14 protein-coding genes are annotated in these 14726 nt (G+C 59.6%); 4 read left to right on the top strand and 10 right to left on the bottom strand.

The features are described 5' to 3' along the window. Positions 1 to 3: 3 nt before the first annotated feature. From trpC to ACP7E6_RS13820, 4 genes are all read left to right on the top strand, one after another. Positions 4 to 819, top strand: coding sequence for an indole-3-glycerol phosphate synthase TrpC (gene trpC, locus ACP7E6_RS13835; RefSeq protein ID WP_426230288.1), 816 nt, complete (start codon positions 4 to 6; stop codon positions 817 to 819). Further along, on the top strand, positions 819 to 1313 hold the full coding sequence (moaC, locus tag ACP7E6_RS13830) for a cyclic pyranopterin monophosphate synthase MoaC (RefSeq protein WP_426230287.1): 495 nt from the start codon (positions 819 to 821) through the stop codon (positions 1311 to 1313). The genes trpC and moaC overlap by 1 nt, the downstream gene beginning before the upstream one ends. After that, entirely contained in the window at positions 1313 to 2524 is a 1212-nt protein-coding gene (gene glp / locus ACP7E6_RS13825; protein WP_426230286.1) for a gephyrin-like molybdotransferase Glp, read from the top strand. Before moaC ends, glp begins: the two co-directional genes overlap by 1 nt. Positions 2525 to 2618: 94 nt before the next feature. Further along, the gene (locus ACP7E6_RS13820) at positions 2619 to 2765 is read left to right on the top strand and encodes a hypothetical protein (protein WP_426230285.1); all 147 of its coding nucleotides are present in this window, start codon (positions 2619 to 2621) and stop codon (positions 2763 to 2765) included. A 161-nt stretch (positions 2766 to 2926) separates the two neighbouring features. On the opposite strand, the gene ACP7E6_RS13815 is transcribed toward ACP7E6_RS13820, so the two are convergent. From ACP7E6_RS13815 to ACP7E6_RS13770, 10 genes are all read right to left on the bottom strand, one after another. Continuing rightward, positions 2927 to 4204, bottom strand: coding sequence for a hemolysin family protein (locus ACP7E6_RS13815; RefSeq protein ID WP_426230284.1), 1278 nt, complete (start codon positions 4202 to 4204; stop codon positions 2927 to 2929). A 196-nt stretch (positions 4205 to 4400) separates the two neighbouring features. After that, positions 4401 to 5165 carry a FadR/GntR family transcriptional regulator gene (locus tag ACP7E6_RS13810; RefSeq protein WP_426230283.1) on the bottom strand — a complete coding sequence of 255 codons (765 nt, stop codon included), beginning with the start codon at positions 5163 to 5165 and terminating at the stop codon, positions 4401 to 4403. Between the two features lie 12 nt (positions 5166 to 5177). Continuing rightward, positions 5178 to 6146 (bottom strand): galactofuranose ABC transporter, permease protein YjfF, encoded by a 969-nt coding sequence (yjfF, locus tag ACP7E6_RS13805; RefSeq protein WP_426230282.1) that lies wholly within the window; start codon positions 6144 to 6146, stop codon positions 5178 to 5180. Continuing rightward, positions 6143 to 7168 carry an ABC transporter permease gene (locus tag ACP7E6_RS13800; protein WP_426230281.1) on the bottom strand — a complete coding sequence of 342 codons (1026 nt, stop codon included), beginning with the start codon at positions 7166 to 7168 and terminating at the stop codon, positions 6143 to 6145. Before ACP7E6_RS13800 ends, yjfF begins: the two co-directional genes overlap by 4 nt. Beyond that, entirely contained in the window at positions 7165 to 8688 is a 1524-nt protein-coding gene (gene ytfR, locus ACP7E6_RS13795) for a galactofuranose ABC transporter, ATP-binding protein YtfR (RefSeq protein ID WP_426230280.1), read from the bottom strand. Before ytfR ends, ACP7E6_RS13800 begins: the two co-directional genes overlap by 4 nt. A 209-nt stretch (positions 8689 to 8897) precedes the next feature. Next, a complete protein-coding gene (ytfQ, locus tag ACP7E6_RS13790; protein WP_113243647.1) occupies positions 8898 to 9860 on the bottom strand; it encodes a galactofuranose ABC transporter, galactofuranose-binding protein YtfQ in 963 nt (320 codons plus the stop codon). A gap of 163 nt (positions 9861 to 10023) precedes the next feature. Further along, positions 10024 to 11094: a BMP family ABC transporter substrate-binding protein gene (locus ACP7E6_RS13785; protein ID WP_426230279.1), complete on the bottom strand. Its 1071-nt coding sequence runs from the start codon at positions 11092 to 11094 to the stop codon at positions 10024 to 10026. Between the two features lie 38 nt (positions 11095 to 11132). Continuing rightward, a complete protein-coding gene (locus tag ACP7E6_RS13780) occupies positions 11133 to 12053 on the bottom strand; it encodes an ABC transporter permease (RefSeq protein ID WP_426230278.1) in 921 nt (306 codons plus the stop codon). Beyond that, positions 12053 to 13147: an ABC transporter permease gene (locus ACP7E6_RS13775; protein ID WP_426230277.1), complete on the bottom strand. Its 1095-nt coding sequence runs from the start codon at positions 13145 to 13147 to the stop codon at positions 12053 to 12055. The genes ACP7E6_RS13780 and ACP7E6_RS13775 overlap by 1 nt, the downstream gene beginning before the upstream one ends. Beyond that, positions 13137 to 14711 (bottom strand): ABC transporter ATP-binding protein, encoded by a 1575-nt coding sequence (locus ACP7E6_RS13770; RefSeq protein ID WP_426230276.1) that lies wholly within the window; start codon positions 14709 to 14711, stop codon positions 13137 to 13139. The genes ACP7E6_RS13775 and ACP7E6_RS13770 overlap by 11 nt, the downstream gene beginning before the upstream one ends. Positions 14712 to 14726: the final 15 nt, after the last annotated feature.

Below are 14726 nucleotides of genomic sequence, written 5' to 3'. Positions count from 1 at the left end.
CCGATGGCCGATATTCTGCAGAAGATCGAAATCTACAAGCGCGAGGAAATCGCCGCTGCAAAATCGCGCGTCGGCCTCGCCGATCTGAAGGCTATGGCTGCCGGGCAGGAAGCGCCGCGCGGGTTTCTGAACGCCCTGAAAGCCAAGCAGGTGGAAGGTCAGTTCGGGCTGATTGCCGAAATCAAGAAGGCCAGCCCTTCCAAGGGATTGATCCGCCCGGATTTCGATCCGCCGCTCTTGGCTAAGGCCTATGAAGCCGGGGGGGCTGCCTGCCTGTCCGTGTTGACCGACGGCCCGAGTTTTCAGGGTGCGCCGGAATTCCTGACGGCGGCGCGCAATGCCTGTTTGCTTCCGGCACTGCGCAAGGATTTCATGTTCGAGACCTATCAGGTCCACGAAGCCCGTGCCTGGGGTGCCGATTGCATTCTACTGATCATGGCCTCGCTCGATGACAGCGACGCGCAGAGGCTCGAGGACGAGGCGTTCTTGCTCGGCATGGATGTTCTGGTTGAAGTGCACGACGAGGAAGAACTGGAACGGGCGCTGAAACTGAGTTCGCCGCTGCTTGGCATCAACAACCGCAATCTGAAGACCTTCGAGGTCGATATCGCGCTTTCGGAAAAGCTGGCACCGCTGGTTCCGGTTGACCGGTTCCTCGTCGGCGAAAGCGGCATTTTCACCCACGAAGATTGTCTGCGGCTGGCAAAGAGCGGCATTTCGACATTCCTCGTCGGCGAAAGCCTGATGCGCAAGGATGACGTGATGGCTGCGACCCGCACCCTTTTGACCGGTTCCGCCACCCCCCTGGCGGCGGAATGATGAACACGCCTTCCCTCACCCATATCGGGGCCGATGGCCAGGCGCATATGGTCGATGTCGGAGACAAGGCAGAGACCGTACGGATCGCCGTTGCAGAGGGTTTTGTGCGCATGCGGCCGGAGACGCTCGAACTTATTCTCAGCGGCAATGCCAAGAAGGGCGATGTGCTTGCCACCGCGCGGCTCGCCGGCATCATGGCCGCCAAGCAGACGGCCAACCTCATCCCGCTCTGCCACCCGCTGATGCTGTCGAAAGTGTCCGTGGAAATCACCGCCGATCAGACATTGCCCGGACTGAGGATCGAGGCGACGGCCAAACTTACCGGGCGCACCGGCGTCGAGATGGAAGCCCTGACCGCTGCCAGCGTTACCTGTCTGACGATCTACGACATGGCCAAGGCGGCCGACCGGGAGATGGAAATCGGCGGTATCCGGCTTGCCCGGAAATCAGGCGGACGGTCTGGCGACTATGTCCGCACGGAAAGTCCGGACTGATGGCATTGCTCCCGGTTTCAGATGCGCTCGACCGGCTGCTGGCAATCTCGGCGCCGATAACCGGCTCGGATGTGATTGGCCTTCACGAGGCGATGGGACGGGTTCTCGCAACCGATGTCGCCGCTCTCGTCACTCATCCCGCCTTCGACAATTCGGCGATGGATGGCTATGCCGGCCGGCACGAGGATTTTGCCCAAGTTGGCACCGAACTTGTCGTCATCGGCGAATCAGCGGCTGGGCGTGGTTTTTCCGGCCATGTCGGCCCCGGCCAGGTGGTGCGCATTTTTACCGGTGCGCCAGTTCCAGCCGGCGCCGATACCGTTCTGATCCAGGAAGACGCCAATACACTGCCGGACGGCCGTATCCGCACCACCTTTGCCCCGGCGCAAGGCCGGCATATCCGTCCCAAGGGGCAGGATTTCGCGATAGGCGATATCGTTTTGCGCACGGGCGAAATGCTTGATTCCGGCCGATTGACGGTCGCGGCGGCGATGAACCATCCGCGTTTGCCGGTGTTCAAGCGCCCGAAAGTAGCCATCCTTGCCACCGGCGACGAATTGCTGCCGCCCGGTAGCGTGCCGGGTCCCGGCCAGATCATTGCCTCGAACACCTATGGCGTCGCCGCCATCGCCCGCGACAATGGAGCCGAAGTCATCGATCTCGGGATTGTGCGTGACGACAATGCGCTCATTGCTGCGGCAGTCGCAAAAGCGCAGGCCGCAGGCGCGGATGTGCTGGTAACGCTGGGTGGCGCCTCCGTCGGCGATCATGACCTCGTCCAGCCGGCACTGGTGGAAAGCGGCATGGTGCTGGATTTCTGGCAGATCGCCATGCGTCCTGGAAAACCGCTGATGGTGGGTACCCTTGACGGCATGACCGTGCTCGGCTTGCCCGGAAACCCGGTTTCCAGCCTCGTTTGCGCGCTGCTGTTTCTGGAGCCGTTGTTGCGCCATCTTGGCTCCCTGCCACCGCGTGATCGCAGCGGCCAGGCAAAAACAGTGACCGCGCTTCCCGCCAACGACAAGCGTCAGGACTATGTTCGGGCACGCTTGACCAGGGGCGCCGATGGCGTTCTGCGGGCAGAAACCTTCTTGCGGCAGGATTCTTCGATGATGCAGGTCTTTGCCCAGTCTGATTGCCTGATCATCCGGCCGCCGCATGCGTCTGCAGTGGACGCCGGTGCTGTCTGCGATGTGATGATTCTTCGCTAATTAGCCGTCTAATTGATCATTTTCCTCTTCCCAAAATACAATGCAGGACTATTTAACTGCGGGAAAAGGCAGCCCTTGTTGGAAGGAAATAAAGTTGAATCGCAATGCGCTCTATATGCTTATCGGAGGTCTCGTCGTTTTGGTGGTGGGATTGGGCGTCTATATCTACGACAAGGAATCCAAGCCTGACGGCGTGGAAGTAAAAATCGGCGAAGGCGGCATTTCGATCGAGGAAAATTGAGCGGACGCGGCTGTGAAGGCGTTAACTGTTTATTAACCAAAGCAGCTGAGTATTGGGTGCAGTTGACCTGACTACGGATGTACTAGCAGGCCAAACACAAACGAGTTGGCAAAAGGTCGGGCGTTCCCCGGCCTTTTTGTTTTTCAAACGATCGGCAAGTTTCAGTGCGCGGCGCGCGAGACAAGAATCTTGTCGATACGGCGGCCATCCATGTCGATGACTTCGAAACGATAGCCATAGGCTTCGGTTACGTCACCCTCCTCTGGGTTCTTGCGCAACTGCTGCACCAGGAAGCCGGAAATGGTTTCATAACTGCCATCGGAATCAATTTCATCGATACCGATCGTCAGGTGGATTTCGTCAATCGGGGTCCGGCCGTCGACCAGATAGGATCCGTCATCACGCTGGCGGATCAGCGCATGTTCGATATCGTCATAATTCGACGGCAGCACTCCGACGATCGCTTCCAGGATGTCGGCGACGGTGATGATGCCTTCGATACTGCCGTACTCATCGACGATCATTGCCATGTTTATATGCGAGGCTTTGAACGCCTCTAGCGCTTTCAAGCAGGACGCCGTTTCCGGCAAGGTGTGGATATCCTTGACGAAGTTGCGGATCTGAAAGCCCGATTTGGGCGGCGCATTGAGGATTTCCTTGACCTGGACGGCGCCGAGCACCTCGCCCGTCGCATCCATCACCGGATAACGGGAATGGGCCGACTGCTCGACCTTGGCGCGGATGGTTTCCAGGGTGTCGTTGACGTCGATGAAGCTCACCTCGGTGCGGTGCGTCATGATCGATTTGACGTTGCGATCGCCAAGCCGGATGATCCGGCGCAGCATTTCATGCTCCGACTTCTCGATGGCGCCGCTTTCGACGCCTTCGGCCATGATCGCCTGGACTTCTTCTTCCGTGACGTGGTCACTATCGCTGGAAACGCCGAATATCCGCATGAACAGTGATGCCGACATCTCGAACAGGTAGACGACGGGGGCAGACAGGCGCGACAGAAACGACATCGGGCCGGCGACGAACATCGCCACGCCTTCGGAGTTCTTCAGCGCAAGCTGCTTGGGAATAAGTTCGCCGATCACCACGGAGAGATAGGTGATGAGGGTGACGACCAGCGCGACGGCAACTGTGCTGCCGTAAGGGTTGATCCAGGTGATCGTGTCGAGCGTCGGGGCCAGCTTGTCGGCGATAGTGGCGCCCCCATAGGCACCGGCGAGCGTTCCAACAAGGGTGATGCCGACCTGAACGGTAGAGAGGAATTTACCCGGATCTTCGGCCAGCCGTAGCGCCAGTTCGGCGCGGCTATTGCCCTGTTTTGCCATCTGCCGCAGCAGCGGCCGGCTTGCCGACACAATTGCCATTTCCGAAAGCGCGAAAAACGCATTGATCAAAAGAAGAACGAAAATAACAATCAGTTCGGACATAACCCTCGGACACCGTTGATGGGAGATACGCGCATCGGAGGCGACGCGCGTCAGTTGCAGCCCTATCAAATAGGCGGAAGACGCAGTTGCAGCAAGGCAGCAACTGCAGAATTACGGTTCTTTTGGCTTTGGTCCCGCTTTATCGACGACCAACTGCTCCGGCCGTTCCGGTCCCACCCCGAAACAAGCGGCGGAATTACCGGGTTGGCGCGGTCACTTCCATGGGCTCGTTGAGCGCCACCCGAACGCGCTCGCGCCCGACGCGGATGACGTTCTGCATCGCTGCCCTTGCCCCCGCCTCGTCGCGCCGGCTGATCTGCTCGACGATTTTGATATGCGAACGTGACACCTCGTCAATGCCTTCGCGGCCCGATGCGGGCGAACTCAGCTTGAAGATGCCGACCAGCGCTGCCTCGATCAGGCTGCCGACGGTGCGCATGAACGGGTTTCCCGAGGCCTCGACCACCGCGAGATGAAACCGCAGGTCGGCCATGGCCAGCGTTTCGGCGGTGTGTTCGGGATCCCCCATCGCAACCGCCAGCCGCATCATGCCGCTGATCTCGGCCTCCGTCGCGTTGACGGCGGCAAGGGCTGCGGCGTGGGGTTCGAATGCCAAGCGGATCTCGCTGAGGTGATAGAGGAATTCTTCATCGACACCTCGATGGAAATGCCATGTCAGAACGTCGCTGTCGAACAGGTTCCATTGGTTCTTGGCCGTCACCCGCGTACCGATCCGGGCACGTGGCACGATCAGTCCTTTTGCCGCCAGCGTCTTCATCGCCTCGCGCAACACCGTCCGCGACACCTTGAAACGCATCGCCAGTTCGGGATCGCCGGGTAGAATGGAGCCCACGGGAAACTCGCCCGACACAATGGCCTTGCCCAGTTCATCCACCACCTGTGCGTGGCTCGTGCGCGTTCGCGCACCGGTCAGGACGGTTTCGAGCAAACCCTTACGCAAGCAACTCCCCCCTCAGGAATACCTTTTGTTTTGGCGCGATAAAAACAGGATGGCCTTTTGCATCAATATGAATGCAAACAGCAAAGCACCGATCAGAATTTTCGTCCACCAACTCGACAGCGAACCGTCGAAGGTGATGTAAGTCTGAATCAATCCCTGGATCAAAACGCCGACGAGTGTTCCTCCAACAAACCCGGCACCTCCTGTCAGAAGCGTTCCTCCAATCACCACTGCGGCAATCGCATCCAGCTCGACACCAACGGTTGCGAGCGAGTAGCCGGCTGACGTGTATAGGGAATAAACGATTCCGGAAAGCCCGGCGAGAAAGCCCGAAAGTCCATAAATCATAATCGTCGTGCGGCCGACCGGAACGCCCATCAAGGCTGACGTCTGGGCGCCGCCGCCCAGCGCATAGACATTGGTGCCGAAGCGGGTTCGCTGGGCAATGAGTATGCCGGCGGCAAAGACCAGCAGCATCAGTCCGCCGATCAGAGAGATGCGGCCTCCGCCCGGAAGCTTGTAGTAAAACGTCTTCATCGTCGCGTAGAACGGATGCTTGATCGGAATGGAATCGATCGACAGAACAAACGCCATGCCCCGCGCGAGAAACATGCCGGCCAGCGTCACGATGAAGGCGGGCATCTCAAGATAGTGAATGATCGCCCCCATGACCGCGCCGAACGCCGTGGTGATCAAAAGCACCAGCACGAAGGCTGTGAGCGGGTGGATCCCGGTATTTTGCATCAGGACAGCCAGGAAGATGCCGGTGAAGGCGATCACCGAGCCGATCGACAGGTCGATGCCGCCCGACAGGATGACGAAGGTCATGCCGACCGCAGCGATGCCCAGAAAGGCATTGTCGGTCAACAGATTGCCAATCACCCGGGTCGACAGGATGTTCGGATACTGCGCGGCACACGCCGCATAGGAAACGACGAAGATGACGATGGTTGCGATCAGCGGGAGATATTTCTGGTTCATCGGACGGACTGCTCTGCGGTCTCTCTGCGGATGGATTTTCGGCTGAGGAACGTCAGTCCGGCCTGCACCCGAGGCGACTGGATGACGAGGATGATGACGATGATCGCAGCCTTGATGATCAGGTTGAATTCCGGCGGAAAGCCCGACGACAGGATGCCGGTATTGACCGCTTGGATGATCATCGCCCCGATCAGCGAGGCAACGATGCTGAACCGGCCGCCGAGCAGCGACGTGCCGCCGACGACGACGGCGAGAATGGCGTCGAGCTCCAGCCAGAGCCCGGCATTGTTGGCATCGGCGCCCCTGATGTCGGCCGTGACGATCAGGCCGGCGATGGCCGCACAGAGCCCCGACAGCATGTAAGCCGCCATCAACAGCAACGGCGTCTGGATGCCGGACAGGGTGCTGGCGCGGCGGTTGATGCCGACAGCCTCGATCAGCATTCCGAGCGCCGTGCGCCGCACCAGCAGTGCGACGGCGATGCCGAATACAAGCCAGATGATGACCGGCATGGGCAGACCGAAGAACGAACCGCTGCCGATGAAGATCAGGCCGGGATCGTTGAAGGTCAGGATCGCGCCTTCCGTCACCAACTGGGCGATACCGCGTCCGGCCACCATCAGCACCAGCGTGGCGATGATCGGCTGAATATTGAGGACGGAAACGAGAAAACCGTTCCAGACACCGCAGATCAGGCCGGTCCCCACTGCCAATAGCAGAGTGACGACAAGCGGGTCGCCACGCACGCTGGATGCCGCGGCGACAGCGCCACAGATGGCCATGACCGCACCGACCGAGAGATCAATGCCCTTGGTGGCAATCACAACCGTCATCCCGACGGCCAGAAGAGCGACCGGCGCACCGCGATTGAGAATATCGATCAGGCTCCCATAGAGCCGCCCATTCTGGATTTCGATCGAGAAAAAATCCGGAAAGACCAGCCGGATCAGCATCAGGATCATCGCCAGTGCGATGAATTGCGGAAGCAGACGCCGGCCGAGGCGTTTTGCGTTGTCGATCATTGTGCGCCTCCTGCAGCCGTTGCCGCAGCAATGGCATTGACGATATGTTCGGTGGTGATCTCACTGCCGGTCAGCTCAGCGACATGAGCGCGGTCGCGAAGGACGATAATCCTCGAACTGTAAGCGACGAGTTCCTCAAGCTCGGAGGAAATGACAATAAGCGACATGCCCTGCGCGCAGAGTTCACCAATCAGCCGGATGATTTCCGCGTGGGCGCCGACATCGATGCCGCGTGTCGGTTCATCCAGAATGAGAAATTGCGGATTGGTCGCCAGCCAACGCGCCAGAATGGCTTTCTGCTGATTGCCACCGGAGAGCAGCCTGATCGGCTTTTCCCGGTCGCTGGTGCGAATGTCCAAAGCCTTGATGTAGCGATCGGCCAAGGCGTTCTGCTCGGATGCAGACAGCGGCCTTGCCCAGCCGCGCCGCGCCTGCAAGGCCAGAGCGATGTTTTCGCGCACGGACAGTTCGCCGATGATACCGTCCAGCTTGCGATCTTCCGGGCAGAACCCGAACCCTTCGGCAATGGCGGCGCGCGGCGACGACAGATCAGCGGTCTTGCCGCCGATATCGGCACTGCCGCTATCGGCCTTGTGCACGCCAAACATCAATTCCGCAGTTTCGGTGCGGCCGGAGCCGAGAAGACCGGCAATCCCGATGACCTCGCCTTTGCGGACGTCCAGATCGAAGGGCTTGATCTTGCCGATCTTGCCATATTTGGAAAACCGGAAATGAACGGGGCCGCTCGCGGTTTCTGCGCCACCGGCTGCCTTTTCGACGGACTGAAGCTCATGACCAAGCATCATCGTCACGAGCTCCCGGCGCGGCAGGGAAGCGGTCGCGCGCGTTCCGACCAGCTGGCCGTTGCGCAGTACGGTGATACGGTCCGATATATCGTAGACCTGTTCCAGAAAATGGGTGATGAAGACAATCCCGAGCCCCCTCGCCTTCAGGTCGCGGACGATGCGAAACAGCATCTCCACTTCCTGCGCATCGAGACTGGCGGTCGGCTCATCGAGGATCAGTACCTTGCCGGAGAGATCGACGGCGCGGGCGATCGCCACCACTTGCTGGATGGCGACGGAATAGCTTTCCAGTGCTGCGGAGACGTTGATGTCGATGCCGTATTGCGCAAGCAGCGCGCTGGCCCGTCTTTTCATCTCGCCGTTCTGAATGAGACCGAATCGGCAACGCTGGCGGCCGAGAAAGAGGTTCTCCGCAACGCTCAGATTTCCGAGCAGATTGACCTCCTGGTAGACGGTGCCGATCCCCAGCTTCTGGGCATCGAGCGTGTCGCGCGGGTTGATCTCGGAACCATCAAGGGTCAAGAGACCGGAATCGCGGCGGTAGGCACCCGTCATGCACTTGATCAATGTTGATTTTCCGGCGCCGTTTTCACCCAGTAACGCATGCACTTCGCCGCGCCGCAGCGAGAAATCGACCTTGTTGAGGGCGATGGCACCCGGAAAGGTTTTCACGACCCCGGCGGCGACAAGGATATCGTTTGTGCTGTTCTGCATGAGACCGATACTTCAAGGAAATTAGGTCACCCGTAGCTTACGGATTTCCGCCAATCATGTCAGCATCCCTCGCAAGGCACGGATATGGCCGTGGCGAAGTGTGGATGCTTGGCTGAACGATGGGGAGAACGATTTGCCGGCATCGCCTTCCGGCCGACATCTGCGGTCAATGACAACAGCTGCAGCCTGGAGACGATGCCGGCAATCAATCAGTAGCCGAGGCCCTTCTTTTCTTCGTAGACCTTCTGCGGATCATCAGCCTGAGTGTAGAGCTTCGATTCCGTTTGGATCCACTTGGCCGGCTTGGTGCCGTCCTTCAGGAACGCGTCGAGTGCGTCCAGTGCAGGACCCGCCATGTTCGGCGTCAGTTCGACCGTGGCGTTGGCTTCGCCGGCTGCCATAGCCTGGAAGATGTCCGGAACGGCATCGATCGAGACGACGAGGATATCCGTACCCGGCTTCAGGCCGGCTTCCTTGATCGCCTGAATGGCGCCGACGGCCATGTCGTCATTGTGGGCGTAGAGCGCGCAAATATTCTTGCCGCCGTCTTCCGCCTTCAAGAAGCTTTCCATGACTTCCTTGCCCTTGGTACGGGTAAAGTCGCCGGTCTGGCTGCGGATGATCTTCAGGTTGTCGTGGCCCTTCAGTGCCTCCTCAAAACCCTTCTTCCGGTCGATAGCCGGCGAAGAACCCGTGGTACCCTGCAGTTCGACGACGTTGCATTGCTTGCCGCCGACCTTGTCCACCAGGAACTTGCCGGCCACATTGCCTTCGTGAACGAGGTCGGACGTGACGGCGGTCAGGTAGAGGTCCTTGGACGAATCGACCGTACGGTCGAGAAGAATGACCGGAATTTCGGCATCCTTGGCTTCCGTCAGAACTTCATCCCAGCCGGTCGCAACAACCGGTGCGATCAAAATGGCATCAACGCCCTGGGCGATGAACGACCGCAGCGCCTTGATCTGATTTTCCTGTTTCTGCTGCGCATCGGCAAATTTCAGGTCGATGCCGCGCTTCTCCGCCTGTTGCTTGGTCAGCGTGGTTTCAGCCGCGCGCCAGCCGGATTCGGAGCCGATCTGCGAAAAGCCGATCGTCAGGTCGGCGGCAGAGGCCGAGCCGAACATGCAGGCAGCCAGAACCGTGGCACAGCTAAGTGCAGTCTTGATTTTCATGATTTCCTCCCAAAAAGCTGCTCCTCAGCAGCCCAGCTAAAAAATCATACTATATGATTTATGTAAACAGTCTTTCGCGCTCCTTGTACAAATTTCGAAGGCTGAAATCGAAAAAGGGTGGCCTTGCGGCCACCCTTCTTGATTGCACCGATGAATGCCGAGATTACTTCGGCAATTTGTCGTCGACGCCTTCGACGTAGAAGTTCATGCCGAGCAATGTGCCGTCATCCGAGGATGCACCAGCTGCAAGCCATTCTGAACCGTCCTGCTTCTTCAGCGGGCCGGTGAAAGGCTTCAGCTCGCCCGATTCGATCTTCTTCTGCGTTGCTTCCGCCAGAGCCTTCACGTCGTCCGGCATGTTGGTGTAGGGCGCCATGGTGAGGATGCCGTCCTTCAGGCCGTCCCAGCTCGACGACGTCTCCCATTTGCCATCCAGAAACAGCTGGGTGCGCTTGATGTAATAGGCGCCCCAGGTATCAACGATCGCGGTCAGCTGTGTTTCCGGGCCGGCCTTGATCATGTCGGAGGCCTGGCCGAAGGCCTTGATGCCGCGCTCCGCCGCAACCTGCATCGGCGCAGTCGTATCGGTGTGTTGCGTCAACACGTCAACGCCCTGATCGATCAACGCCTTGGCAGCGTCGGCTTCCTTGCCTGGGTCGAACCAGGTGTTTGCCCATACGACCTTGATCTTGAAGTCGGGGTTGATCGAACGCGCGCCGGTGACGAAGGCGTTGATGCCCATCACCACTTCCGGGATCGGGAAGGAGGCGATGTAGCCGGCAACACCCTTTTGCGAGATTTTTGCGGCGATCTGGCCCTGAATGTAGCGGCCTTCGTAGAAGCGGCTATTGTAAGTAGCAAGGTTCGGGCCCGACTTGTAGCCGGTCGCATGCTCGAACTTGACGTCCGGGAACTTTGCAGCAACCTTGACGGTCGCGTCCATGAAGCCGAACGATGTCGTGTAGATCAGGCCGCAGCCCGACCGCGCCAGGCGCTCGATGGCGCGCTCGGCATCCGGACCTTCGGGAACGTTTTCGAGGAACTGGGTTTCGATCTTGTCGGCCAGCGCCTTTTCAAGCTCCAAACGGCCGATGTCATGCGCCTGTGTCCAGCCACCGTCGGTCTTCGAGCCGACATAGACGAAGCAGACCTTTGCCTTACCGGCGGCGGAGGCGCCAGCGGAAAATCCGATGACCGCTGCGGTCGTTGCGAGTGCGAAAAGTAATTTTTTCATGTTGACCCCTGTAGGTTTGGTTTGCGTTGTTGTTCTTGTTACCTGTCCGGCACAAAGGACTTGCCGAGCGATGCTGGCGTATTGATCAACGTCGTGCGTCGATTGTGCGAGATGAGAATGAGTACGATAATTGTCGCCAGATAGGGAAGAGCAGAAAGAAACTGCGAGGGAATGTCGATACCGCGCGCCTGGACATAGAGCTGGCTGATCGATACGGCACCGAACAGGTAACCGCCGGCAATGATCCGCCAAGGCCGCCAGGAGGCAAACACCACCAGCGCCAGCGCAATCCACCCACGCCCGGCCGACATGTTCTCCGCCCATTGCGGCGTGTAGACCAGAGACAGCTGCGCCCCTGCCAGCCCGGCGCAGGCACCACCGAACATCACGGCCAGGTAGCGCGTGCGAATGACGTTGATGCCGAGCGCATGCGCCGACGCGTGGCTGTCACCAACGGAGCGGAGCTTCAAGCCGGCGCGGCTTTTGAACAGAAACCAGTTCACGCCGGCGACCAGCGCGATCGACAGATAGAAAATGAGATCCTGCTTGAATAGAACAGCGCCCAGAAATGGAATATCCGACAGGACCGGAAAGACGATCTGCGGCAGCTTGATGCCGGATTGTCCGAGATAGGGCTCGGCGATCATGCTGGAAACGCCAAGCCCGAGGATGGTCAAGGCCAATCCCGTCGCCACCTGATTGGCAACGAGCGTCAACGTCAGAAAGCCGAACAGCAGCGAAAACAATGCCCCCGATGCGATGCCTGCGAGAATGCCGACATAGGGAGATCCGGTTAACTGCGTGGCGATGAAGGCGCAGGCGGCCCCCATGATGATCATGCCCTCGACGCCGAGATTGAGGACGCCGGAACGCTCGGTGACGAGTTCGCCGATTGCCGCCAGAACAAGCGGTGTTGCCGCCGTAATGACCGTCAGAAGGATGGCTTCATAGATACTCATCAGCGCGCACCCTCGCCGGTCGTGTCGTTCAGATCGTACCACATCATCCGAATCTTATAGTGGATGAGCGTGTCGCAGGAGAGCACGAAGAACAGCAGCAGCCCCTGAAATACCCGGATCGGCTTGTCGGAAATCTGCAGGGACACCTGCACCGCCTCGCCGCCGAGATAGGTCAGTGCCAGCACGAGCCCGGCAACGACGATCCCGAGCGGATTGAGCCGCCCGAGAAAGGCGACGATGATGGCGGTGAAACCATAACCGGGCGAAATAACCGGGCGCAGCTGCTGGATCGCGCCGCTGACCTCGGCAATGCCGGCAAGACCCGCCAGTGCACCGGATAGCAGCATCGAAAACCAGATCATCTTGCGCGACGAGAAGCCGGCGAAACGCCCTGCCCGCTGGGATTGGCCAAGCACGGTAATCTCGAAGCCTTTCAGCGTGTAGCGCATCATGAACCAAATCAGGATCGCCGCGATGATCGCAAAACCAAACCCCCAATGCGCCCGTCCCGACGCGATCATTTCCGGCAGGATGGCCGTTGCGTCGAAGGTCCGGGTTTCCGGGAAATTCATGCCGCCCGGATTGCGCCAGGGGCCGCGCACCAGCCAGTCGAGGAACAGCTGCGCGACATAGACAAGCATCAGGCTGGTGAGGATTTCATTGGTATTCAGATGCGCCTTGAGGAAGGCCGGAATACCGGCAAACAATGCGCCGCCCAGCATGCCGAGCAGCATCATCAACGGCAGAACCAGCGGCGATTGCCATTCATAGAACACCACGGGCAGGATCGATCCGGCGATCGCCCCCATGATGAACTGGCCTTCGGCGCCGATATTCCAGTTGTTCGAGCGATAGCAGACCGACAGGCCGACAGCGATGAGGATAAGCGGAGCTGCCTTGATCGCCAGTTCGTGCAACGACCAGACTTCCGTCAACGGCTCGATGAAGAAGCTGTAGAGCGCTGCGAACGGATCCTTGCCGAGCATCATGAACATGATGCCGCCGAAGAACAGCGTCAGGCCGAGCGCGATGAACGGCGACAGGATGGAAAACAGCTTGGAGACGTCGGGACGCCGTTCCAGTTCAATGCGCATGCGCCGTCTCCGCAGTCTCGGTCTTGCCATACATGCCGCCCATCAACAGTCCGATTTTTTCACGCGAAAGGTCCGATGCCGGATAGATATCGGACAGCTTTCCTTCGCTGATCACGGCGATTTCCGTCGCCACTTCGAAAATTTCATCAAGGTCTTGGCTGATGACCAAAACGGCCGAACCGGATTTGGCAAGATCGACCAGCGCCTGGCGGATGCGGCTGGCGGCCCCGGCATCGACACCCCAGGTCGGCTGGTTGACGATCAGCACTGTCGGCTGGCGGTCGAGTTCGCGGCCGACGATGAATTTCTGCAGATTGCCGCCCGATAGCGATCCGGCCGGCGGGTTTTCGCCGCTCTTGCGCACGTCCATCGCCGCAGAAATGCGCTTTGCCGCCATTTTCACCGCCTCCTGGCGGATCAGCCCGAGCGGGCCGCCGCCGAGAAAGGCACGCCGGTCGGACTGGCTGCGGGCAAGGATGAGATTGTCGGAGAGCGACAGTGCCGAAACGGCGGCATGTCCGTGACGCTCTTCGGGCACGAAACCGGCGCCCATCAGCCGGCGGGCATTGATACCGCGGGTACCGACCGGCTTATCGGAAATCAGAATGACATCATCGGTGGCGACCGGATATTCGCCGGACAAGGCATCGAACAATTCGCCTTGCCCATTGCCCGCAACGCCGGCGATTGCCAGCACTTCACCGGCATGCACCTTGAGACAGATATTCTTCAGGGAAACCGCGAACGGCGTTCTTGCCGTCGCCGACAGATGACGGGCCTCGAGCTTCACCGGTCCTTTGGCGTTCGTGCCTTCGGCACTGACATGCGCGACATCGCTGCCGACCATCATGCGGGCCAGCGACGACGGGGTCTCCTGGCGCGGATCGCAGGCGCCTGTCACCTTGCCGTGGCGCAGAACAGTGGCGCGGTCGCAGATGCGCTGCACCTCTTCCAGCCGGTGGCTGATGTAAAGAACAGACCGCCCCTCGGCTTTCAGCTTGTTCAGCGTTTCGAACAGCCGGTCGGCTTCCTGCGGCGTCAGTACCGAGGTCGGTTCGTCGAGAATGATCAGCTTCGGATTTTGCAGCAATGCGCGGACGATTTCGATGCGCTGGCGCTCGCCCACGGACAGGTCGGCGACATGCGCATGCGGATCGAGCGGCAGGCCATAGGCATGCGACAGATCGGACGCCTCCTTGGCGATCCTTGCCAGCGACACGCCGGGGTCCATCGAAAGAGCAATGTTTTCAGCGACTGTCAGCGCCTCAAACAGCGAAAAATGCTGAAACACCATGCCGATGCCCAGCTTGCGGGCGGCACTGGGGCTGGTGATGCGCACCGGCTGTCCCTGCCACACGATCTGGCCGCTGGTGGGCGCCAGCACGCCGAACAGCATCTTCACCAGCGTCGATTTTCCGGCGCCGTTTTCGCCGAGCAGCGCATGGATTTCGCCCGGCCTGATATCGAGATTGATTCCATCACAGGCAGCGAATGTGCCGAACAGTTTTGTCAGTTGGCCAACAGCCAGCAATAGACTGTTGGCGGGTTGTCCCTCAGCCGACACGCCGCCCCTCTTTTC

Origin of the sequence: Pararhizobium sp. DWP3-4, from assembly GCF_049898205.1 — a bacterium.
Classification (GTDB): domain Bacteria; phylum Pseudomonadota; class Alphaproteobacteria; order Rhizobiales; family Rhizobiaceae; genus Pararhizobium.
This window is presented reverse-complemented; position numbering and strand designations above follow the sequence as displayed.